Source organism: Enterovirga sp. CN4-39, assembly GCF_049446235.1.
GTDB lineage: Bacteria > Pseudomonadota > Alphaproteobacteria > Rhizobiales > Beijerinckiaceae > Enterovirga.
In genome coordinates, this window is record NZ_JBMSEF010000001.1 from 310,196 (window position 1) to 330,039 (window position 19,844).

Consider the following 19,844-nt stretch of genomic DNA (forward strand, 5'->3'; position numbering starts at 1 on the left):
GGGCTTGCGCCAGCGCACGTGCAAGCGACGACGGCCTGACATATATCCGGGGCCAACCCGGATAAGAAAATGCTTGCCCCACCTTCGGGCCTCGAGGCGCCGCAGCCCCGGCCCGGCCTCGTCGCTACGCTTCTGAGACTGTGGCCGTATCTCTGGCCCTCCGGCCGGCCGGAGCTGCAGCGTCGTGTCTATTTGGCCTTTGGCCTCCTGCTCGTTGCGAAGGCCGTGACCATGGTCACGCCCTTCACGTTCAAGTGGGCCACCGACGCGCTCGTGGCCGTCGCCGGAAAGGCTGCGCCGGCCGAAGCTGCGAGCCTGCCGGCCTGGGTCCTCGACCTGCCGTTCGGGCTCTGGGGGGCGCCGCTGGTGCTCACGATCGCCTACGGCGTCTCGCGAGCCCTGCAGGCGCTGCTGACCCAGGTTCGGGACGGTCTGTTCGCCAAGGTCGCGATGCACGCCGTGCGTCGGCTGGCGCAGCAGACTTTCGAACACATGCACGCGCTCTCGCTCCGCTTCCACCTGGAGCGCAAGACCGGCGGCCTCACGCGCGTGCTGGAGCGTGGGCGCAACGGCATCGAGGAGCTCTCTCGCCTCTTCGTCCTGCAACTGATCCCGACGATCATCGAGTTCGTCCTTGTGATCGGGATCCTGGCCTACGAGTTCGACTGGCTCTACTCGGTCGTGGTGATCCTCATGGTCGCCGTCTATCTCGGCTACACCTACAAGGCCACTGAGTGGCGGATCTCGATCCGCAAGCAGATGAACGAGTCCGATACGGACGCGAATATCCGCGCTGTCGATTCGCTGCTGAACTACGAGACCGTCAAATACTTCGGGGCGGAGCGTCGGGAAGCCGAGCGTTACGACCGCTCGATGCAGCGCTACGAACGCGCCTCGACGCAGACCTACACGTCGCTCGCCGTGCTCAACTCCGGCCAAGCCGTAATCTTCTCGGTGGGCATGACGATCATCATGCTCCTCGCCGCCCGCGACATCATGGCCGGCCGCGTGTCCGTCGGGAGCTTCGTGCTCGTCAACGCGATGCTCGTGCAGCTCTACATCCCGCTGAACTTCATGGGCATGCTGTACCGGGAGATCAAACAGGCGCTCATCGACATCGACGACATGTTCCGGATCATCGAGCGCCATCCGGAGATCCAGGATCGGCCGGGTGCGCAGCCGCTTCTGGTCCGCGAGGGCGAGGTCCGTTTCGAGAATGTCCACTTCGCCTACATCCCCGCGCGGCCGATTCTGAAGGGCATCAGCTTCACGATCCCCGCAGGCCGGACGGTGGCCATCGTGGGGCCCTCCGGGGCCGGCAAGTCGACGATCTCACGGCTGCTATTCCGGTTCTACGAGCCCACCAGCGGCCGGATCACCATCGACGGACAGAACATTGCAGAGGTCCAGCAGGCGAGCTTGCGTGCGGCTATCGGCATGGTCCCCCAGGACACGGTGCTGTTCAACGACACGATCGGCTACAACATCGCCTATGGTCGGGCCGACGCCACTCCGGCCGAGATCGCCGAAGCCGCGAAGCTCGCCCAGATCGATGGCTTCATCCGCAGCCTGCCCGAAGGCTACGACACGCCGGTCGGCGAGCGTGGCCTCAAGCTCTCCGGCGGGGAGAAGCAGCGCGTCGCCATAGCCCGGACGATTCTCAAGGCGCCTCCGATCCTGATCCTCGACGAAGCGACCTCCGCGCTCGATTCGTTCACGGAGAAGGACATTCAGGATGCGCTGGAGCGCGTATCCCGGGACAGGACCACCATCGTGATCGCGCATCGCCTCTCGACAGTCGTCGGGGCCGACGAGATCATCGTACTCGATGGAGGGATCATCGTGGAGCGGGGCACGCATGGCGACCTTCTGGCCGCCAACGGCGTCTATGCGGCAATGTGGGACCGGCAGCGCAAGGCCGCCGAGGCGATGGAGACCTTGGAAAAGGCGAGGGCGGACGAGCAGCCTTCGCTCCGCGTGACTATGGCCGGTTGACGCCCCCAACTCATCCTGCAATCCGCGGGTTCAAGGCGCGGCACCAAACAGGGCGACATGACAGACATCTACGAATCGATCCGGCGGCTCTTCGTGCCGATCCGCCGCGAGGGCTACCCGTTCATCGCGATCGCATTCGCGGCGGCCGTCATCCTGGGCTTCTTCTGGACGCCGCTTTTCTGGGTGCTCCTGATCGTCACGCTGTGGGTCTGCTACTTCTTCCGCGACCCGCAGCGCGTCACGCCGGTGCGGGACGGCCTCGTCATCTCGCCCGCAGATGGCCGGATCAGCATGATCGCCGATGTCGTGCCGCCGACGGAGATGGGCCTGCCCGAGCTCCCGATGCTCCGCATCTCCGTCTTCATGAATGTGTTCGACTGCCACGTGAACCGGGCGCCCGTGGATGGCCGCATAACCCGGATCGCCTACACGCCCGGGCTGTTCCTGAACGCCGATCTCGACAAGGCGAGCGAACACAATGAGCGCAATGCGCTCGTGATCGAGACGGAGGGCGTGTCGGTCGGTGTCGTCCAGATCGCAGGCCTCGTTGCCCGGCGCATCGTGGACTGGGTCAAGGAAGGCGAGAGCATCGCGACCGGCCAGCGTTTCGGGCTTATCCGCTTCGGCTCGCGCGTGGACGTCTATCTGCCGACTGGAACTCAGGTTCTCGTTGGCGTGGGGCAGAAGGCGGTGGCCGGCGAGACCGTGCTCGCGGATCTGCGCGGCACGGAAGCGCCTCGCATGTACCTCGCGTCATGATTGGATCGCGCCGCTGGTTGCCGCTTGATCGTGCGGCACTTAGCTTCCCGGGAGCATGAGCCGAGCGGCATGAGCGATATCCTGCAGCCTTTTGTTCCTGATCCCGTCGAACCCCGGCGCCGGTTGTTCAACAAGCCGGTCCCTTTCCGGGTGATCGCCCCCAATCTCATCACGCTCATCGCGCTCTGTCTCGGGCTGACCGCGATTCGGCTCGCCTATGAAGGGCGGCTCGAGCCGGCGATCATCGCCATCGTCGTTGCGGCCGTTCTGGACGGGGTCGATGGTCGGGTCGCACGGCTCTTGAAGGGCACGTCCCGTTTCGGGGCGGAGCTCGATTCTCTCGCCGATTTCGTGAATTTCGGGGTCGCGCCAGCGCTCGTCCTCTACAGCTTCATCCTGCACGACGCGAAGGCGTTCGGCTGGATCGTCGCGCTGATCTTTGCGATCGCGACCGGGCTGAGGCTCGCGCGCTTCAATGTGATGATCGAGGATCCCGACCGGCCGGAATGGCGAAAGGACTTCTTCGTCGGCATGCCTGCTCCGGCGGGCGCCGGAACCGTGCTCCTGCCGATCTACCTGCACTTTCTCGGGTGGCCGTCGGACTGGATGTTTCTGCCCGTCATCCTTGGCTACGTGCTGGTGATCGCCCTGCTGATGGTGTCGACCGTCCCGACCTATTCGGGAAAGACCTGGGGCAAGCGGATCCCGCGGGACTGGGTGCTGCCGATTTTCGTGCTGACGGTCGCCGTGTTCGGGCTTGTGGTGAGCTTCCCCTTCGAGGCGCTCGTCATCATCACGGCCTTCTACCTGGGAACGATCCCGCTCGGCGTCATGCATTTCCGCCGGTTGCGACGGGAGCATGCCAGCGTGCCGGTGGTGGCGCAGGAAAAGGCGGACCCGGAGAACCCCGCCTTGTAGCTACCGGAGGCGACCGAGCCTCTCTGCATTCGCGCGAACGCGGTCATGACCGGGCCTTGAGGCCGCCCGGACGAGGACCAGCGCCTCGTGGGCCATTCCTGTAGGCGTGGCGGGCGAAATCAGCGTCCGCCACAGCATGGCGTTCCAGGCTGCGCCTACTGCAAATGCCCCTTCCCAGGCGGCGACCAGCTTCTCGGAGGAGGCTCTGTGCCATTCCGCCAAGCCGTCCGGGGTCGGCATGAGGGCAGCTCTCGCCAGGATCGGGAGGCGCGCCGCGATGGTCACGATGCTGTCGGTGACGGCTTCGCTCGTTTCGCGTGCAGCTTCGGCGATCGCGTGGTCAAGCTTGCGGGACATGACGGCTCCGTGCTGGTCGGCCGCAAAGGCGGTCGCGGTTCACAAGCTCGCCGGCCCTCTCTAAGTTCCCGGCCGATTGCGGCAGACAAGGTGGGACGTGGAAGCGGGTATCGATGCGGTAGGGGCTCCGGTCGCAAGCGAGTCCGGGAGTAGTGCGCCTCGGCTGGTGCTCGCCTCGGCATCGCCCCGTCGTTTGGCGCTCCTGCGGCAGATCGGGATCGAGCCCGACGAGGTCAGCGCCGCAGAGATCGACGAGACGCCGCGCAGGGGTGAGTTGCCGCGCGATCTTGCCCGGCGACTTGCCCGCGAAAAGGCGGATGCTCTCGGGCCGAAGACCGGATCCTACCTGCTTGCAGCCGACACCGTCGTCGGCGTCGGGCGCCGCATTCTCCCCAAGGCGGAGACGGAGGACGAGGCGCGAAGGTGCCTCCTCCTTCTTTCGGGTCGTGCCCATCGCGTCTACACGGGCCTCTGCCTCGTCACGCCCGCGGGGCGGGTTCGCGAGCGGCTCGTCGAGACCCGGGTGAAGTTCAAGCGCCTCTCGGAAGAGGAGGTCGCCGCCTACCTCGCCTCGCGGGAATGGAGCGGGAAGGCCGGCGGCTATGCCATCCAGGGCTTCGCAGCCGCTTTCGTGCTCGGCCTCGTCGGGTCGTACAGCTCCGTCGTAGGGCTCCCTCTTTACGAGACGGCTTCCCTCCTGGGCGGAGAAGGTTATCCAATCCGTCGCAAATGGGTGGAAACGGGGGTGGGTCCGGATGAACATCGCGCTTTGGCTCGAACGCACGGCGAAGGCTGAACCGGATGCCCCAGCGCTCGGGCACGCACTCGCGACCGTGCGGACATATGGGGCGTTCGGCGCACGGGTTGCCCGAATCGCCGGAGCGCTGACGGGCGATCTCGGGCTCGGGCTTGGCGATCGCGTCGCGATCTTCGCCAAGAACCACCCGGCCTATGTCGAGGCGCTGTTCGCGATCTGGCACGCGGGCCTGGTCGCGGTTCCGGTGAACGCCAAGCTGCACGGGGCCGAACTGGCCTACGTGCTCGAGCATTCCGGGGCACGCGTCTGTTTCGTCTCGAGCGACACCGAGAGCGCGGCCGCAAGCCACGCGCCCGCTTCCCTGGAGCGGATGATCCGGCTGGACGGCCAGGCCTTCGAGGCCCTGGCGTCCGGCAGCGCCGTGCCGATCGCGCCGCGAGGGCAGCACGATCTCGCCTGGCTCTTCTACACCAGCGGTACGACGGGTCGGCCTAAGGGCGCGATGCTGAGCCACGGCAACCTGATGGCCGCCTCCTTCGCCTACGCACTCGAGGTGGACCCGATCGCACGGGGCAACTCGATCCTCCACGCAGCTCCGATGAGCCACGGCTCGGGGCTGTACATCATGGCCCATGTGCTGCGGGGCGGGATCAACGTCGTGCCTGAGAGCGGAGGGTTCGAGCCGGACGAGATCGCGGAGACCTTCGCGAAGTGGCGCGGGATGTCGATGTTCGCCGCCCCGACCATGGTGAAGCGGCTCGTCGCAGGCGCGCGCGAATTCGACCCGGAATCGATCCGCACCATCATCTACGGCGGAGCGCCCATGTACGTGGAGGATTCCCTCGCTGCGCTCGATCGCTTCGGGCCGCGCTTCGCCCAGATCTACGGGCAGGGCGAAAGCCCCATGACGATCACGACCCTGTCGAAAGCAGAGATCGCCGATCGCAACCATCGCGATTGGCTGGCGAGACTCGCCTCCGTGGGGCGCGCCTACGGAGGGATCGAGACCCACGCGGCCGATGGCGAGGGGAGGGCGCTTCCGGCGGGTGAGACCGGCGAGGTGGTCGCGCGCGGAGATGCCGTGATGCTGGGCTACTGGCAGAACGAGGAGGCGACGGCCTCGACCTTGCGCGGAGGATTGCTCCACACGGGCGATGTCGGGTCCTTCGACCCGCAGGGCTATCTCACCCTGAAGGACCGCTCGAAGGATGTGGTGATCTCCGGGGGCACCAACATCTATCCCCGCGAGGTGGAAGAGGTTTTGCTGACCCATCCGGGCGTGCGGGAGGTCTCCGTCATCGGCCGTGCCGACTCGGATTGGGGCGAGGTCGTCGTCGCCTATGTGGTCGGGGAGGCTTCTGCCCCGGAGCTCGACCAGCTCTGCCTATCCCAGATAGCCCGCTTCAAGCGCCCCAAGGACTACGTCTTCGTCGAAAGCCTTCCGAAGAACAATTACGGCAAGGTCCTCAAGACGGAACTGCGGGCGCGCGACAAGGAAATGGCCAACCCGCCCCCGGTGTGACTGGCGGCTCAGAGGCGCTGCGGGAATGTCCTCGCGCAGCTCCCGTTCACCACCTCGATCGCGACATCCTCACCTGGAACCTGCGAGCCTTTTGCCTCTTCGCCGGGTTTCGGCTGCCGCAGGTACGATGTCCTGAATTCGCTCGTGATGCGGTTCACCACGAAGGTCTGCCGGTCGGTCTCGGCAGGCCAGTCGGCGATCCGCGTCCGAAGCTCACCCAGCACCTGGTAGTCGTCGGACCGGAGCACATCCAGGTCGTGCACGTTTGCCGTGCTCACCCACTTGACCGAAGGTTTCATCAGGGGGACCCAGGGCACCCCCGGCTTCACCATCAGCAGGTAGTTTCCCTTGGGCGTCGCGCAATTCAGGGAGAACTCGTTGTTGCAGGCGGCCAGCGGGAGGGCGAGCGCGACACCGCACGCAATTCGCTTCAGGGAAGGCAGCATGTACAACCGCATAGTGGGAGATCTTCGATCAACCTACCCGGAGATTCCACGTCGTGCCTAGCCGGCCCCACACCCGAAGCAGCCGTTGTCCATCTGGCCGTTCTGGGGCTGCGTGAAGGGCCTGACGTGAGCGCCCACGCAATGGAGGTTTCCGCCAAGGTGAACGAGACGAAACGCGAGCCGGCCTGCCCCACCTGCCGAGCGCCGCGCTCCCCACGCTTCCGGCCGTTCTGTTCGGCTCGCTGCGCCGATGTCGACCTGCAGCGCTGGCTGCAGAATCGCTACGCCATTCCGGTCGGCGAGGACGAGGAGCGCCCGGATCCAACAGAAATCGCCGAGGTCGCTAGACAGCGCTCACAAGGCTTACTATAAGCCGGCCTCCCCACCGGACACGTCCGGTGCCGGGACGCCCAGGTAGCTCAGTTGGTAGAGCATGCGACTGAAAATCGCAGTGTCGGTGGTTCGATTCCGCCCCTGGGCACCATCTCCCTTCTAGCTAAGCCCCGTCCTTCCGAGCGCGTCTCATCTCGCGCAGGAATGTCTTGCACGCGGCTCCTCTAGGCGCGAAACCAGCCGCGTCGCCGGTCAGCGGAGAGGCCCATGAGCGAGACGGTCTTCGAGAGGGCTAGCCTCTCGGCTCACCCCCCGTACCTCCATCCCGATTACGCTTCGACCCGGAAGCGCGCCCCGTCTCAGCCGCTCGTCATCATTCCCCAGACGTTGTCTGAGCTGACGGGCCCGGTCTATGGCCACGAGATCGTTCGCGAGGGCGACAACGACTTGACGCGCCAGCATGCGGGCGAGCCGCTCGGGGAGCGCATCATCGTCTCCGGTCGTGTGCTGGACGAGGCCGGCCGGCCCGTCCCGGACACTCTGGTCGAAATCTGGCAGGCCAATGCCGCCGGCCGCTACATCCACGTACGGGACCAGCACCCCGCGCCGCTGGACCCTAACTTTTCCGGGGCAGGGCGCGTCGTGACCGACTCGCAGGGCCGCTACCGCTTCACCACCGTCAAGCCGGGCGCATATCCGTGGCGAAATCACCCGAACGCCTGGCGGCCGGCGCATATCCACTTCTCGCTCTTCGGCTCCTCGTTCCTCAGCCGGGTGGTGACGCAGATGTACTTCCCGGGGGATCCGCTCTTCCCCTTCGACCCGATCTTCAACGCGATTTCGGACGAGCGTGCGCGCAACCGGTTGATCGCGCGATTCGATATGAACACGACTGAGCCGGAATGGGCGCTCGGCTACCAGTTTGACTTCGTGCTCCGCGGGCGCGACGCGACGCCGGTCGAGGAGCCGCATGATGACTGAGGCCCGCCGGTATGGCGTCCAACCCGAGAACCCCGACGGCGTTACCCCGTCGCAGACGGTCGGGCCGTTCTTCGCCTACGCGCTGACGCCGCACGACTACGAGCTCAACGAAATCTTCTCTACGGATCTCCGTACGGCGGACGCGTCCGGCAAGGCGATCCGCATCGAGGGCTACGTGATCGACGGCGATGGCGAGCCGATCATCGACGCTATGCTCGAGATCTGGCAGGCGGATGGGGAGGGGCGGTATTCCGCCGGCGCGCGCCAGCACGGGGCCAACTCCTCATTCACCGGATTCGGCCGCAGCGATGTCGATTCGAACGGCTTCTTCTCGTTCGAGACCGTGAAGCCGGGCCAGGTACCGGGGCCGAATGGCAGCCTGCAGGCGCCCCACATCAACGTCAGCGTATTCGCCCGGGGGCTCCTCAAGCAGCTCTTTACCCGCATCTATTTCGAGGGCGAGGCTGCCAACGCAGCCGATCCGATCCTGGCGCTTGTACCGGAGGACCGCGTTCCGACGCTGATCGCGACCCGGCGGGAGCGCGGGGAGGAGACCGTCTACACCTTCAACATCCGCCTTCAGGGAGAAGGCGAGACGGTGTTCTTCGAGGCCTAGCAGGGCAATTGCGCCGCGCTGCTCGCCGTTAGAGAGAAGCCGCATTCCCCCAGAGAGAAGTCTGACATGAATCCCGTCGTCATTGCTGTCGCGATCACCGGCTCCGTTCCGCGCAAGAAGGACAATCCGGCCGTCCCGACCACGCCATCGGAGCAGATCGAATCGACACACCAGGCCTTCGAGGCCGGTGCGACGCTCGTGCACATCCACGTGCGCAACGACGACGAGACGCCGTCCTCCGATCCTGCCCGCTTCGCGGCCGTGCAGGAGGGTGTGGCCAAGCATTGCCCCGGGATGATCATCCAGTTCTCGACCGGAGGGCGCGGACGCGACCAGGCGGCTCGCGGATCCTCGCTCTACCTCAAGCCGGACATGGCATCGCTCTCGACCGGCTCGGTCAATTTCCCCACGATCATCTACGAGAACCACCCGACCCTGGTGGAGGATCTGGCCACGAAGATGCGCGACAATGGCATTTTGCCCGAGATCGAGATCTTCGATCTGTCGCACATCCATGGCGCTCGCAGGCTGGTGGATGCAGGCCTGATGAACGATCGCCCGCACGTCCAGTTCGTGATGGGCGTAAAGAACGCGATGCCTGCCGAGGAGCATCTCGTCGACACCCTCTTGGCAGAGACGAAGCGCGTCCTGCCGAATGCCACCTGGACGGCCGCTGGGATCGGGCGCAACCAGGCCGTGGTGATGGATTGGGCGCTGGCACGGGGAGCGGATGCCGTTCGTACCGGCCTCGAGGACAACATCCGCGTCACCAAGGATCGGCTGGCAGCGAGCAATGCGGAACTCGTCACGCTCGCGGCGGAGAGAATCACCCGCCACGGGCGCCGGGTGGCAAACGCGACCGAGGCACGGCAGCTTCTCGGTCTTCGGTCCAATCCGGCCTGAGATGAGGCCCGGGGGACGGACGTCTCTCGTGAGACATGACTGATACGCTCCCCCTCTCCGTTTTCGTCATTGCGAAGAACGAGGTCGATCGGCTGGGCGACACCCTACGTGCCGTCCGGGAACTCACGGACGATCTCGTTGTGGTCGATTCGGGGTCGACGGACGGCACGATCGAACTCGCCCGCTCACTGGGGGCGCGTGTCGTTCACCGGGATTGGGAGGGCTACGGGCCGCAGAAGCGCTTCGCCGAGGAGCAGTGCCGCCATGACTGGCTGCTCAACCTCGATGCCGACGAGGTCGCGCCGCCTGAACTAGTGGCCGAGATTCGCGGCCTCTTTCGCCAGCCGGGAGGGGCGGCCCCGGACGCCTTTCGAATCGGCATCGCCGAGATATTCCCGGGGGAGGGCCGGCCTCATCCGCTGGCCTATACCCTCTGGCCGGTCCGGCTCTATCGCCGGAGCAGGGGACGCTACTCTGCTTCTCCGGTTCATGATCGGGTCGAACTCGAGGATGGCGTCAGCGTAGGACGCCTGCGCCACAAGCTGCATCACTTCTCCGTCCGGTCTCTTGGAGACCAGCTTGAGAAGCTGAACCGCTACTCGAACCAGCAAGCCGACGATCTGGAGGCGCGCGGCGTCCAGATCCCGACCTGGCGATTATTCTTCGAATTCCCCGCGGCGTTCCTGAAGGCGTATCTCGGTCGCCGGCACTTCGTGCGAGGCACCTATGGTTTCCTGACCGCGGTGAACTACGCCATCTCGCGCCATCTCCGGCTGGCCAAGCACTACGAGCGCAGGCGAATCCAGGGGAAAGGCAGCGGATCGCGCGGCGTTCGTTGACGGGAGGGCCGGCGACGTGCGAGGAACCCCGCCCAACGGAGACGTGGCCGAGAGGCTGAAGGCGGCGGTTTGCTAAACCGTTATACGGCCAAAAGCCGTATCGAGGGTTCGAATCCCTCCGTCTCCGCCAGCCCTGACTTTCTGCCTGGCGAACCGGGATGACGCCGAGTCGGCGCGTCATTCTCGCGGGCATCTCCGAGGCTTGAATGGCGGCGGATCATCGCGAGGGCATGTACGCCATCGCCTTCTCGACGAATCTCGGTGCGGGCTATGGCGTCGTCATCCTCGAGAACGGCCGGTTTCGCGGCGGAGATTCCCGGATGGCCTATTCCGGCTTCTACAGCCTTTCGGGCGACATGCTCTCTGCCGACATTCAGGTCAGCACCCACACGGACAATCCGAAGCTGACCTCGTCGTTCGGACTGGAGACGTTCACTCTCGCCCTCCACGGCAACTTCGCCGAAGACCCGGCTACCTTGATCGGAATCTCGCCCGACGCGGTGAAGGTCGATTTCCGTGCGACCCTGCGGAAGATCCACGAGCCTGAGCGCGCCCCAGAACTCCGGTAGGCGCGTCGCGAGGCTCGCTCCTCGCCGGTGATCAGCGCCTCAGCGCCGGGCCAGCCAGATGACGTGGCGCGAACCGCCGCCGCCCCCGGCCCGGGCGCGTACCTTCACCTCCTCGACGGCGAATCCGGTCCTGCGGAGCCTCTCGGTGAAGTGGCGGTCCGGCCCGGACGACCACACGGCGAGCAATCCGCCGGACTTCAGCGCGGCCCGGGCGGCGCCCAGGCCGGCGTGATCGTAAAGCGCATCGTTGGCCTCGACGGTCAGCCCATCGGGGCCGTTGTCAACATCGAGCAGGATGGCGTCCCATTGCTGGCGGGACCTGCGGATGAGCGCGGCCACGTCCCCTTCGTGGATCGTCACGCGTGGATCTTCGAGAGAATCACCGAAGATCCCGGAGAGCGGTCCGCGGGCCCATTCGACGACGGCCGGGACGAGTTCGGCCACTGTGATGGCCGCCTCGGGCCCGAGCAGCGCTTCGGCGGCCCGCAGCGTGAAGCCCATGCCAAGACCGCCGATCAACACCTGCGGCCGGGGCGTGCGGAGCCGCTCGCAGACGAGCTGGGCGAGCGCCTCTTCCGAGGTGAAGAGGCGGGTATTCATGAGCTCGTTCTGGCCGAGCCGGATGGAGAACTCGGTTCCCCGCTGCATGAGGCGGAGTTCGCCGCCACCTGGGATGCGGGCGGTATCGAGGTGAATCCAGGGGATCATCCCTCGGAACTAAGGGCGCCCCAACCAGGATGCCAGTCCATCTTCACAGACGAGAGAGCCCCGGCCTAGGATCGCGGTAAGTGTTGTGGGCCAGCGACGCGCGAGATCGCGGCGGCACCGGGGGAGGATGATGATGCCGAAGATGCTGGAGCGGTCGCTCGAGGAGCTTTTTCGAGACGATCCCGAGCGCGCCGATGCCGTGGTTTTCGGCCGGAGGCTGGTCAACCGGCGCGGCCTGCTCGGCGCGACCGCCCTTGGCGGGGTCGGGGCCGCGATCGGCGCAACCATTCCTTTCGAGGCGGAGATGCCGGTAGGGCTCGTCCCTGCAGCCCTCGCCCAGGCCGGCGCCGCCCCGGCCGGTGGCTCTGCCAAGCGCACCTCGGGACCGCAGATCCTCGACTTTCCCGGCAAGGAGAAGGGCCTCGTCGTTCTCGGCGAGCGGCCGCTCGTCGCCGAGACGCCGGAGCACCTCCTCGACGATGAGACGACGCCTACGGCCAAGTTCTTCATTCGCAATAACGGCCAGATGCCCGAGGCCGCGACCAATCCCGATGCCTGGAAGCTGGTCGTCGATGGCGAGGTCGATCAGAAGCTGGAACTGACGCTCGGCGAGTTGAAGGCGCGGTTCTCGCCCAGGACCTATCGCATGGTGCTGGAATGCGGCGGGAATGGCCGCTCGGCGTTCCAGCCGGAGGCGCGAGGCAACCCGTGGACCAATGGCGGGGCGGGCTGCGCCGAATGGACCGGGATCCCGCTTGCCGACGTCCTGAAGGCGGCCGGCGTGAAGGACAGCGCGAGGTACACGGCCCATTACGGGGCGGATCCGCATCTCTCCGGAGACACGAGCAAGGATTCACTGTCCCGCGGCATGCGCCTGCCCAAGGCCATGGAGGAGCACAACCTCCTCGTCTTCGCGATGAATGGCGAGCCGCTGCCGAACGTCCACGGCGGTCCACTCCGCCTGCTCGTCCCGGGCTGGCCGGGATCGCTGTCGCACAAGTGGGTGACGCGCATCTCTCTCCGCGACCGGGAGCATGACGGCCAGGGCATGACTGGGACGTCCTACCGGGTACCGACAAAGCCGATGGTGCCGGGTGGCAAGCCTGACGAGAAGGACTTCCGCATTCTCGAATCAATGCCGGTGCGGTCGATCACCACCTCGCCCATGAACGGGACGCGCCTGCCCTCCGGCACGCGGGAAATTCCAGTTCGGGGCGCCGCCTGGGCGGGCGACCTGACCGTCTCCCGCGTCGACCTCTCCACCGATTTCGGCCAGACCTGGACTCCCGCGACGCTGGCCCCGGCGCGGAACCGCTACGACTGGAATCGCTGGACGGCTAAACTGAGCCTCCCGTCCGACGGCTATTTCGAGATCTGGACGCGCGGAACGGATTCTGAGGGTCGCATGCAGCCGCCCGTTGCGGCCGGCTGGAACCCACAGGGTTATGGCGGAAACGCCATGCACCGGGTCGCGATCCTGGTCGGCTGATCAGCGTGCCGCGAAAGATCGCGATCGCCACTGCGCTTGCGCTCGGGACGGCATTGGCCGTGCCCGATGCAGGCGCGCAAACCGCCTTCAAGCCGCAGGACGAGCGCCTCGAGGACCTGCCCGACACGCCCGGGCGGGATGAGACCTTCGGCCTATGCACGGCCTGCCACGGCTACAGGATCGTCTCCAACCAGGGCATGACACGGGAGCGCTGGGACGAGACCCTCACCTGGATGACAGAGCGGCACAATATGCCGGACATCCAGGGAGCCGACCGCGACCTGATCCTCGACTATCTCGCCAAGCATCACCCGCCCAAGGCGCCTTCGCGCGCCGGCGGGTTCAGGAACCCGTTCGTGCCCCAGTAGCCGTTCGCGTCGCCGCCCCGAGGCCGCGTCGGCCGACGTTCAGGTCAGGTTCAACTCTGCTCCATGACCATCGGTGCCAGAGGCAGAATTGCCCATCTGGCTGGGGCGGCATCGAGAATGATCGGAAAAGCCGGCTTGATCCGGGCCTGGTCCCGTCTGCGACTGCTCGGCGCCGCTGGGGCCGTGACGGTTGTCGTGCTCGCCTCCGCGATCAGCCCAACGCCCGGGCGGGCTTCGGACCTCGCCTGCGGCAACGACCGCCTCTCCCTGACCCGGCCCTCTGCCTTCCGATTGCTGTCCGACACGCTCACGGCCGGCAAGCCAGTTCGCCTCCTCGCCATCGGCTCCTCCTCCACGCAGGGAGCGGGTGCGAGCGGGCCCGACCACGCCTATCCGGCGCAGCTGGAGCGCGAGCTCCGCTCCGCGTGGCGCGGCCGCCGCATCGACGTGCTCAACGCCGGGATCGGCGGCGAGACGGCGGATCAAACGCTGGCGCGCCTCGAGCGCCTGATGGCCGAGCCGGCGAAGCCAGCGCTGGTGCTCTGGCAGGTCGGTACCAACGATGCCTTGAGGGGCGGGGACGAGGGCCAGTTCCGATCCCTCCTCGAACGCGGCATCGCGCTGGTCCGGGCGGCCGGTTCGGACCTCGTCATCGTCGACCAACAATTCTTCCCCAAGATCGGTGACCTGCGCCAGTACGAGCGCTATGTCGCGCTCGTGACGACCGTCGCCGGGGAGCACAGCGTGCCTGTCTTCCCGCGCTACAAGCTGATGAAGCTCTGGGCCGAGCGCGATCCGGCCCTTCTGGGAAGAATGCTGTCGGCGGACAGCTTCCACATGGGCGATCTCGGCTATCACTGCCTCGCGGACGCCCTCGGCCGCAGCGTGACCGAGGGTGTCGACCGCACGATGCGGACCCGCGGGATCGTCGGCGAACCGCTGTCGGCCCCCGCCGCAGCGCTGGCAGAAATTCGCGGCTGACCGGCCTCGAGCGGCGGCCGCACGATCATCCCCAGCGTCAAGACGCCTCTGCATTCCCAGTCGGGACAAGAGGTCCGGCGGATCCTAAAGAGGGATCCGCCGCATCACGGAGTTCGCTTTGACCGGTCACGAGTTCCTCCATTCGCCCGGGCCGACGCATATTCCTGACCGGGTTCTGGCGGCGATGCATCGCCAGCCCCTCGACCTCGTAGACCGTCGGCTGAAGGAGATCGCGCATTCCTGCTTCGCCGATCTCGCCGACGTGTTCCGCACCAGGGGGAGGGTCTTCATCTACGCGGCCAACGGCCATGGCGGATGGGAGGCGGCGCTCGCCAATATCTGCGTGCCGGGCGACGCCGTCCTCATCCCCGAGGTCGGGCATTTCTCCCACAACTGGGCCGACCACGCTCGCGCGCTCGGGCTCGAGGTCGTCTCAATCCAGGGCGATTGGCGGCACGCAATCGATCCCGAGGACATCGAGCGGGCGCTGCGCCACGACACGGAGCGCCGGATCAAGGCGGTCCTTGCTGTCCAGGTGGATACCGGAACGGCGGTCGCGAGCGACGTGCAGGCGGTGCGCGCCGCCATCGACGCGGCCGGCCACCCGGCGCTGCTCGTGGCGGACACCATTGCGTCGCTCGCGGCGATGCCGTTCGAGATGGATGCATGGGGCGTCGACGTGGCGATCGCTGCTTCGCAGAAGGCCCTGATGTGCCCGCCCGGGCTCGCGATCCTGGCCGTCAACGAGAAGGCGATGCGCACGGCGGCTTCGCTTCCGCTCCAGCATCGCTACTGGGACTGGAAGACCCGGATGGCGGAGGAGAACTACCGTTCCTTCTGCGGCACCATGCCGGAGCAGCTCTTGTTCGGGCTCCGCGCCGCGCTCGACATCATCAAGGAGGAGGGCCTCCCGGCGATCTTCGCCCGCCACCGCCGGCTCGCGGGCGCCGTGCACCGGGCTGTCGACGTCTGGGCAGAGGCCGGCGCGCTGTCCTTCAACGCGGCCGTGCCGGAGCAGCGTGCCGTCACCGTCACGGCCATCCGGACTGGCGAGGGAATTGATGCCGACCTAATACGGTCGCATACGCGGGAGACGTTGGGCGTCTCGGTAGCCGGCGGCCTCGGGCTCCTGTCGGGCCATGCGTTCCGGATCGGTCATCTGGGCGACCTCAATGAACCGATGATCCTCGGCTGCCTTGCGGCCCTGGAGGTCGCGTTCATCCAGCTCAAGGTGCCGCACGCGCCGGGCGGCGTGCGGGCCGCGGTGGAGTTTCTGGCCGGGACCGCTCCGGCCTGAGCACGGAGGGCTTCGATGGCCGGGGTGGTATCTGACGTCGCTCTGACCGTCGATGATCCGGAAAGCCCCGACGCTCTCTGGTGCCGTGCACGCTATTTCGAGGAACTTGCCGCTCGCTTCGATGGCGGGTTCGACCCGGGCGAAGGCGGTGCCGGTTCGGATCGCGAGATGGCGCCGCCGGCCGGCCTATTCCTGGTGGCCCGCCGCGACGGGCTCCCCGTTGGCTGCCTGGGGCTGAAGCTCCACCCTGGAGATGTCGCCGAGATCAAGCGCATGTGGGTTTCGCCGACCGCGCGCGGGCTGGGGCTCGCGCGTCGGATGCTGCTCGCGATGCAGGATCACGCCCGTAGCCTGGGCGCCACGCGGCTTCGCCTCGACACGAACGCCTCGCTCAAGGAGGCGCAGGCACTCTATCGCCAAGAGGGTTTCGTCGAGGTGCCGCGCTTCAACGACAATCCCTACGCCCACCACTGGTTCGAGAAGGCGCTCTGACGTCAGTTCCGCTCGGCCTCGAGCGAGCGGATGTCGGTGAGTACGAGCTCCGGATCGAAGAAGTCGAGGCTGTAGATGTTCCGGATCCTTCGGGCGGGATCCACCAGGAACCCGCGGAAGAGGTGCGAGAGCGCGTTGGCCGAGCCATCGGGCAGCGGCTTGCGGTTCACGCGCTGGTCGTAGGCTGCCAGGAGCGGCGCGAGAGACGCGTGGTCCGCCGCCGTCAGGAAGAGCCATTCGGGTGCGGCCGGATCAGTCGAGCGTAGGGCGGACGCATATTCGCGCATCACTGGTGGTGTGTCGTGGTCCGGGTCGAAGCTGATCGTGATCAGCCGAAGGCGGGATGAACCCGAACCTACGCGGGCTACGCGATCCTGCAGGCGGGCCATGTCGAGGCTCGCGGCCGGGCAGACATCCGCACAGCGCGTGTAGACGAAGCCGACGATGGTGATCCTCCCATCCAGGAGTCCGCCGAGCTCACGAGGCTGGCCGGCTTCGTCCAGGAGCGTGCCGCCGGCCGCGGCCTTGATCGGCGGAAGCTGGTAGCTCCCGGGTGCAGGCAGCGGAAACGCGTAGGCTGGCGTGAGCGTCAGCCCGGAGGGCTGGTGCGTGTCGTGCGGGCCGGCGCCTACGGGCGAGGTGGCGATGCTCATGAGCGTCGCGAGGAGCAAGCAGGTTCGGATCATCGCCGCATTCCTGCGCAGCGGGTGCCGGGGCACTGCCCCGGCGCCTCGCGTCAGTTCGTGTAGAGGGCCGCCGATCCGAACGCCATCATGTGCGGCCGTCCGAGGCGCTCGGTCGTGAAGTCGATCGCGAAGCGCGGCTTCAACTCCTTCCCGTCCCAGGCAAAGGCCTTCAGGAACTGCTCGTTATCGGCGCCGGTCTTGTCCCACTTCGAGAGCAGCGAACTCGTGAAGTAGAGCCGCTTCCCGTCCCAGCTCTGCGAGACCATGTTGACCTGTGCGCCGATTTTCTTCTCGTGGACCTGCCTGGGCTGGTGGGGGTCGGACACGTCGAAGACGCGAACCATGCCGTCCCCGAACGTGTCCACGAAGAGCGTCCTGTCGTCGGCCGAGAGGCTGATATCCGCCGGCACAGGCATCTTCGACGGATCGGCGATGTCCGCGATCGCCTTCGCCTTCCAGTCGCCGCCTGCGTCCTCGTAGACGAGCCAGAGCTGGGATCCGACGGCCGTGGCCGTGAAGGCGTAGTTGTTGTGCGGCCCCCACGCCCAGCGGACCTCTAGCGGCACCCCTGGAACGTGCAGCACCTTCTTCGGCTGCCGAGCGTGGAAGTCCCAGAGCACCATCGTCTGGCCGAACTTCGTCGACGCTTCCTTGTCGGCCAGGACCTCGCCGAGCGGCCGCATGTAGTTCTCGATCCCGGTGAAGGACGAGGTCAGCATCACGTTCTTTCGCGGCAGGACCCGAGCGTCGTAGCCGTAGCCGTCGGCAACCTTGTCGATCTCGGCACCCTGAGGATTCTGGTTCGTCGGGAGCCAGTGAGTTGCGATGTACTCGCCGTCGTTCGTGTATTCGACCAGCGCCGCCTTGCCGGTCCCGTCCTTGTTCGAGAGGCTCGGGATGAGCATGCGGCCGGGCAGGGCGTACGCGCCGTGCGGCCCGGCTGCGCCGCCGCTCCGTTCGACGAAATCGTCGATCACCTTCACGAGCTTCGGTTGAGAAGGATCGTTCGCGACGTCGAAGATGAAGATCTTGCTGTCGGATAGGCCTGCGGCCCAGAACTGGCGCCGGTCGTCGGTGAAGCCGCCGTGATGCGCCTCATGCCGGCCACCCACGGAGGCCGAGCGGATGGGCTTGCCGAAAGTGGGCGAGCCCTCGCGCACGTCGACGGTGACGAGTTTGTCGGAGCCGTCGCCCAACCCTTCGACGCCGAGGGTCCAGACGTAGACGAAATCCTCGAGGCCAGTGATCTTCGCCATATACGGAGACTGACAGGTCTCGTCCGCGGTGGCCGCCGTAGCGCCCAGCGATAGGCCGAGGGCGACGCCTGCCCAACGGATCGTACGGCTCAATGTTGTGGGTCGCGTGGAGCTTCGCCTCGCCATCGGAACCTCCCCTGAACCGCCCCCTCGCTGGGGTGCGCCGTTCGGTTTCGGCTACTCGCGTGCGCGATGTTGATACGCGCCGCCCTGAACGGCATCCTCGAGTTCGATCGTTGCGCGGGCATTTCGACCGACGCCTTTTCGGTGAGCTTTGAAACAGCTCCCGCGCGGCCGTGAGCGGCTGACTTTTCAACCGCTCCTCTTGCCCGGATGGTGCTCCTGCCCCGGATACCCGTCAAGTTGAAGAGGCCGGGGCAAAGGCCTCAGAAGACCTTGTCGATGGGCAAGCCCAACGCCAGCGATCCGGCGTACTCGGCCTGCGGACCCTCCTGGAGAGGATGGTAACGGGCCGCCTGGATGTCCCGGAAGCGCCGTTCCAGCCCGGCAGCCCGGTAGAACCCGGCGCCACCCGCGATTTCCATCGCAAGCTCCGTCGCGGCGATCGCGTGCCGCCCTGCGATCTGACGCCCTATCATCACCTGGTTGATCGTCTCGGCGGAAGGTGCGTTCAGCCGCGCGGCCGCCAGCATGGACTCGACAGCCAGGCGGGCGGCCGCGAGGTCAGTCTCCATGCGCCCGGCGAGGACGACCAGGTGGCGGTTTGCCACCCGCCGCTTGGCGAGGGCGATTGCGAGGTCGCGAGCGCTCTCGGCAACCCCGAGATAGACGGAATAGATCAGGGGAAACGCGATGGTGGCGATGATCTGAAAAAGCGGATGCCATTCGCCGGCCTTGCGCCGCACGGAGACCGCCGCCTCGGGGACCACGTGACCTTCGATGAGTACGTCGTGTGAGCCGGTGCCCCGCATGCCGAGTGTGCGCCAGTTGTCCAGGATTCGCACGTGAGGGGAGTTCATGGGGATGCCGAAATGCAGGACGGTTGGACCCTCATCAGTATCCAGGACGGCACCCGTCATCAGGATGTCGCCGGTGGGCGCACCGGAGGTGAAGATCTTGCGCGCGTTGATTGCGTAGCCGCCGTCGACCTTCTCCGCCCTTCCGGAGCCGGCGATCCAGTCGGAGCCGCCGCTCGACAGGAGCATGATCTTCTCGCTCGCGACCCGGCGGAGCAGCGGTTCGGCGGCGGCGACCTTCTGGTGCGTCCAGCGCCAGGCCGGGATCGCCACCTGGTGCGTGTGCATGGAGAAGGCGAGCCCGGTGGAGCCGCAGTGGTAGCCGAGGATGCGCAGCATGGCGGCGAGCGCGTCGATATCGGCCCCGCCGCCTCCAAGCTCCGCGGGAACGCCCGCCTCGACGAGGCCAGAAGCTCTCAGTAGCGCAATGTTGTCGGCGACATATTCGTCCGACTCCCCCGCCGCTTCGGCGCGGCGCGCCAACTCGGGACCAAGCTCACGGGCGATCTCGGCGGGGCTCCGCTCTGTACGGGCGGCACTCGGCAGGGCTGATGCGGATGCCATCATTGCGACCTCCATGGTTGGCTTGTGCAGG

General features: G+C 66.6%; 22 protein-coding genes and 2 tRNA genes. 18 read left to right on the forward strand and 6 right to left on the reverse strand.

Annotation, left to right across the window (positions count from 1 at the left end):
- Positions 1 to 69 precede the first annotated feature (69 nt).
- The 3 genes from ACO2SS_RS01585 to ACO2SS_RS01595 all read left to right on the forward strand — a co-directional run bounded on the left by ACO2SS_RS01585 (position 70) and on the right by ACO2SS_RS01595 (position 3,672).
- Entirely contained in the window at positions 70 to 1,995 is a 1,926-nt protein-coding gene (locus ACO2SS_RS01585; RefSeq protein WP_423275797.1) for an ABCB family ABC transporter ATP-binding protein/permease, read from the forward strand.
- Positions 1,996 to 2,052: 57 nt separating this feature from the next.
- Positions 2,053 to 2,754: a phosphatidylserine decarboxylase gene (locus ACO2SS_RS01590; protein WP_423275798.1), complete on the forward strand. Its 702-nt coding sequence runs from the start codon at positions 2,053 to 2,055 to the stop codon at positions 2,752 to 2,754.
- 69 nt (positions 2,755 to 2,823) lie between these two features.
- Positions 2,824 to 3,672 carry a CDP-alcohol phosphatidyltransferase family protein gene (locus ACO2SS_RS01595; protein WP_423275799.1) on the forward strand — a complete coding sequence of 283 codons (849 nt, stop codon included), beginning with the start codon at positions 2,824 to 2,826 and terminating at the stop codon, positions 3,670 to 3,672.
- On the opposite strand, the gene ACO2SS_RS01600 is transcribed toward ACO2SS_RS01595, so the two are convergent.
- A complete protein-coding gene (locus ACO2SS_RS01600; RefSeq protein ID WP_423275800.1) occupies positions 3,673 to 4,029 on the reverse strand; it encodes a hypothetical protein in 357 nt (118 codons plus the stop codon).
- A 97-nt stretch (positions 4,030 to 4,126) separates the two neighbouring features.
- Here ACO2SS_RS01600 and ACO2SS_RS01605 point away from each other — a divergent pair, with 97 nt between their 5' ends.
- On the forward strand, positions 4,127 to 4,825 hold the full coding sequence (locus ACO2SS_RS01605; protein ID WP_423275801.1) for a Maf family nucleotide pyrophosphatase: 699 nt from the start codon (positions 4,127 to 4,129) through the stop codon (positions 4,823 to 4,825).
- A complete protein-coding gene (locus ACO2SS_RS01610; protein ID WP_423275802.1) occupies positions 4,785 to 6,308 on the forward strand; it encodes an AMP-binding protein in 1,524 nt (507 codons plus the stop codon). The genes ACO2SS_RS01605 and ACO2SS_RS01610 overlap by 41 nt, the downstream gene beginning before the upstream one ends.
- An 8-nt stretch (positions 6,309 to 6,316) precedes the next feature.
- Here the strand turns inward: ACO2SS_RS01610 and ACO2SS_RS01615 are convergent, their stop codons facing one another.
- Complete coding sequence (locus tag ACO2SS_RS01615) at positions 6,317 to 6,754, reverse strand: hypothetical protein (protein WP_423275803.1); 438 nt, start codon at positions 6,752 to 6,754, stop codon at positions 6,317 to 6,319.
- A gap of 141 nt (positions 6,755 to 6,895) precedes the next feature.
- On the opposite strand from ACO2SS_RS01615, the gene ACO2SS_RS01620 reads away from it, so the two are divergent.
- From ACO2SS_RS01620 to ACO2SS_RS01655, 8 genes are all read left to right on the forward strand, one after another.
- Positions 6,896 to 7,126, forward strand: a complete 231-nt coding sequence (locus tag ACO2SS_RS01620) for a DNA gyrase inhibitor YacG (protein WP_423276218.1) — start codon at positions 6,896 to 6,898, stop codon at positions 7,124 to 7,126.
- Positions 7,127 to 7,162: 36 nt separating this feature from the next.
- Positions 7,163 to 7,238: transfer RNA gene (locus ACO2SS_RS01625), tRNA-Phe, on the forward strand.
- Positions 7,239 to 7,354: 116 nt separating this feature from the next.
- Positions 7,355 to 8,068, forward strand: coding sequence for a protocatechuate 3,4-dioxygenase subunit beta (pcaH, locus tag ACO2SS_RS01630; protein ID WP_423275804.1), 714 nt, complete (start codon positions 7,355 to 7,357; stop codon positions 8,066 to 8,068).
- The gene (gene pcaG, locus ACO2SS_RS01635) at positions 8,058 to 8,684 is read left to right on the forward strand and encodes a protocatechuate 3,4-dioxygenase subunit alpha (RefSeq protein ID WP_423275805.1); all 627 of its coding nucleotides are present in this window, start codon (positions 8,058 to 8,060) and stop codon (positions 8,682 to 8,684) included. Before pcaH ends, pcaG begins: the two co-directional genes overlap by 11 nt.
- Positions 8,685 to 8,750: 66 nt before the next feature.
- Complete coding sequence (locus tag ACO2SS_RS01640; RefSeq protein ID WP_423275806.1) at positions 8,751 to 9,587, forward strand: 3-keto-5-aminohexanoate cleavage protein; 837 nt, start codon at positions 8,751 to 8,753, stop codon at positions 9,585 to 9,587.
- A 35-nt stretch (positions 9,588 to 9,622) separates the two neighbouring features.
- Positions 9,623 to 10,426: a glycosyltransferase family 2 protein gene (locus ACO2SS_RS01645; protein WP_423275807.1), complete on the forward strand. Its 804-nt coding sequence runs from the start codon at positions 9,623 to 9,625 to the stop codon at positions 10,424 to 10,426.
- Positions 10,427 to 10,463: 37 nt separating this feature from the next.
- Positions 10,464 to 10,556, forward strand: a tRNA-Ser gene (locus tag ACO2SS_RS01650).
- A 76-nt stretch (positions 10,557 to 10,632) separates the two neighbouring features.
- Positions 10,633 to 10,995 (forward strand): hypothetical protein, encoded by a 363-nt coding sequence (locus ACO2SS_RS01655; protein WP_423275808.1) that lies wholly within the window; start codon positions 10,633 to 10,635, stop codon positions 10,993 to 10,995.
- A 39-nt stretch (positions 10,996 to 11,034) separates the two neighbouring features.
- On the opposite strand, the gene ACO2SS_RS01660 is transcribed toward ACO2SS_RS01655, so the two are convergent.
- Positions 11,035 to 11,703, reverse strand: coding sequence for a spermidine synthase (locus ACO2SS_RS01660; RefSeq protein WP_423275809.1), 669 nt, complete (start codon positions 11,701 to 11,703; stop codon positions 11,035 to 11,037).
- A gap of 133 nt (positions 11,704 to 11,836) precedes the next feature.
- Here ACO2SS_RS01660 and ACO2SS_RS01665 point away from each other — a divergent pair, with 133 nt between their 5' ends.
- From ACO2SS_RS01665 to ACO2SS_RS01685, 5 genes are all read left to right on the forward strand, one after another.
- Complete coding sequence (locus ACO2SS_RS01665; RefSeq protein ID WP_423275810.1) at positions 11,837 to 13,192, forward strand: sulfite oxidase; 1,356 nt, start codon at positions 11,837 to 11,839, stop codon at positions 13,190 to 13,192.
- A 5-nt stretch (positions 13,193 to 13,197) separates the two neighbouring features.
- Entirely contained in the window at positions 13,198 to 13,560 is a 363-nt protein-coding gene (locus ACO2SS_RS01670) for a hypothetical protein (RefSeq protein ID WP_423275811.1), read from the forward strand.
- Positions 13,561 to 13,677: 117 nt separating this feature from the next.
- The gene (locus ACO2SS_RS01675) at positions 13,678 to 14,541 is read left to right on the forward strand and encodes an SGNH/GDSL hydrolase family protein (protein ID WP_423275812.1); all 864 of its coding nucleotides are present in this window, start codon (positions 13,678 to 13,680) and stop codon (positions 14,539 to 14,541) included.
- A gap of 118 nt (positions 14,542 to 14,659) precedes the next feature.
- A complete protein-coding gene (locus ACO2SS_RS01680) occupies positions 14,660 to 15,838 on the forward strand; it encodes a pyridoxal-phosphate-dependent aminotransferase family protein (protein WP_423275813.1) in 1,179 nt (392 codons plus the stop codon).
- A gap of 15 nt (positions 15,839 to 15,853) precedes the next feature.
- Positions 15,854 to 16,330 carry a GNAT family N-acetyltransferase gene (locus ACO2SS_RS01685; protein ID WP_423275814.1) on the forward strand — a complete coding sequence of 159 codons (477 nt, stop codon included), beginning with the start codon at positions 15,854 to 15,856 and terminating at the stop codon, positions 16,328 to 16,330.
- A gap of 2 nt (positions 16,331 to 16,332) precedes the next feature.
- Here ACO2SS_RS01685 and ACO2SS_RS01690 read toward each other — a convergent pair whose 3' ends face one another.
- The 3 genes from ACO2SS_RS01690 to ACO2SS_RS01700 all read right to left on the reverse strand — a co-directional run bounded on the left by ACO2SS_RS01690 (position 16,333) and on the right by ACO2SS_RS01700 (position 19,813).
- Positions 16,333 to 17,016 carry an SCO family protein gene (locus ACO2SS_RS01690; protein WP_423275815.1) on the reverse strand — a complete coding sequence of 228 codons (684 nt, stop codon included), beginning with the start codon at positions 17,014 to 17,016 and terminating at the stop codon, positions 16,333 to 16,335.
- Between the two features lie 50 nt (positions 17,017 to 17,066).
- Positions 17,067 to 18,398: a selenium-binding protein SBP56-related protein gene (locus ACO2SS_RS01695; protein WP_423275816.1), complete on the reverse strand. Its 1,332-nt coding sequence runs from the start codon at positions 18,396 to 18,398 to the stop codon at positions 17,067 to 17,069.
- A 260-nt stretch (positions 18,399 to 18,658) separates the two neighbouring features.
- Positions 18,659 to 19,813 carry an acyl-CoA dehydrogenase family protein gene (locus ACO2SS_RS01700; RefSeq protein ID WP_423276219.1) on the reverse strand — a complete coding sequence of 385 codons (1,155 nt, stop codon included), beginning with the start codon at positions 19,811 to 19,813 and terminating at the stop codon, positions 18,659 to 18,661.
- Positions 19,814 to 19,844 lie beyond the last annotated feature (31 nt).

What these genes read in the sequence shown, in the direction of transcription:
- ACO2SS_RS01585 (WP_423275797.1), top strand. Translation starts at nt 70, where the DNA reads ATGCTTGCCCCACCTTCGGGCCTCGAGGCGCCGCAGCCCCGGCCCGGC.
- ACO2SS_RS01590 (WP_423275798.1), top strand. Translation starts at nt 2,053, where the DNA reads ATGACAGACATCTACGAATCGATCCGGCGGCTCTTCGTGCCGATCCGC.
- ACO2SS_RS01595 (WP_423275799.1), top strand. Translation starts at nt 2,824, where the DNA reads ATGAGCGATATCCTGCAGCCTTTTGTTCCTGATCCCGTCGAACCCCGG.
- ACO2SS_RS01600 (WP_423275800.1), bottom strand. Translation starts at nt 4,029, where the DNA reads ATGTCCCGCAAGCTTGACCACGCGATCGCCGAAGCTGCACGCGAAACG.
- ACO2SS_RS01610 (WP_423275802.1), top strand. Translation starts at nt 4,785, where the DNA reads ATGAACATCGCGCTTTGGCTCGAACGCACGGCGAAGGCTGAACCGGAT.
- ACO2SS_RS01615 (WP_423275803.1), bottom strand. Translation starts at nt 6,754, where the DNA reads ATGCTGCCTTCCCTGAAGCGAATTGCGTGCGGTGTCGCGCTCGCCCTC.
- ACO2SS_RS01620 (WP_423276218.1), top strand. Translation starts at nt 6,896, where the DNA reads ATGGAGGTTTCCGCCAAGGTGAACGAGACGAAACGCGAGCCGGCCTGC.
- pcaH (WP_423275804.1), top strand. Translation starts at nt 7,355, where the DNA reads ATGAGCGAGACGGTCTTCGAGAGGGCTAGCCTCTCGGCTCACCCCCCG.
- pcaG (WP_423275805.1), top strand. Translation starts at nt 8,058, where the DNA reads ATGATGACTGAGGCCCGCCGGTATGGCGTCCAACCCGAGAACCCCGAC.
- ACO2SS_RS01640 (WP_423275806.1), top strand. Translation starts at nt 8,751, where the DNA reads ATGAATCCCGTCGTCATTGCTGTCGCGATCACCGGCTCCGTTCCGCGC.
- ACO2SS_RS01645 (WP_423275807.1), top strand. Translation starts at nt 9,623, where the DNA reads ATGACTGATACGCTCCCCCTCTCCGTTTTCGTCATTGCGAAGAACGAG.
- ACO2SS_RS01655 (WP_423275808.1), top strand. Translation starts at nt 10,633, where the DNA reads ATGGCGGCGGATCATCGCGAGGGCATGTACGCCATCGCCTTCTCGACG.
- ACO2SS_RS01660 (WP_423275809.1), bottom strand. Translation starts at nt 11,703, where the DNA reads ATGATCCCCTGGATTCACCTCGATACCGCCCGCATCCCAGGTGGCGGC.
- ACO2SS_RS01665 (WP_423275810.1), top strand. Translation starts at nt 11,837, where the DNA reads ATGCCGAAGATGCTGGAGCGGTCGCTCGAGGAGCTTTTTCGAGACGAT.
- ACO2SS_RS01675 (WP_423275812.1), top strand. Translation starts at nt 13,678, where the DNA reads ATGATCGGAAAAGCCGGCTTGATCCGGGCCTGGTCCCGTCTGCGACTG.
- ACO2SS_RS01685 (WP_423275814.1), top strand. Translation starts at nt 15,854, where the DNA reads ATGGCCGGGGTGGTATCTGACGTCGCTCTGACCGTCGATGATCCGGAA.
- ACO2SS_RS01690 (WP_423275815.1), bottom strand. Translation starts at nt 17,016, where the DNA reads ATGATCCGAACCTGCTTGCTCCTCGCGACGCTCATGAGCATCGCCACC.
- ACO2SS_RS01695 (WP_423275816.1), bottom strand. Translation starts at nt 18,398, where the DNA reads ATGGCGAGGCGAAGCTCCACGCGACCCACAACATTGAGCCGTACGATC.
- ACO2SS_RS01700 (WP_423276219.1), bottom strand. Translation starts at nt 19,813, where the DNA reads ATGGCATCCGCATCAGCCCTGCCGAGTGCCGCCCGTACAGAGCGGAGC.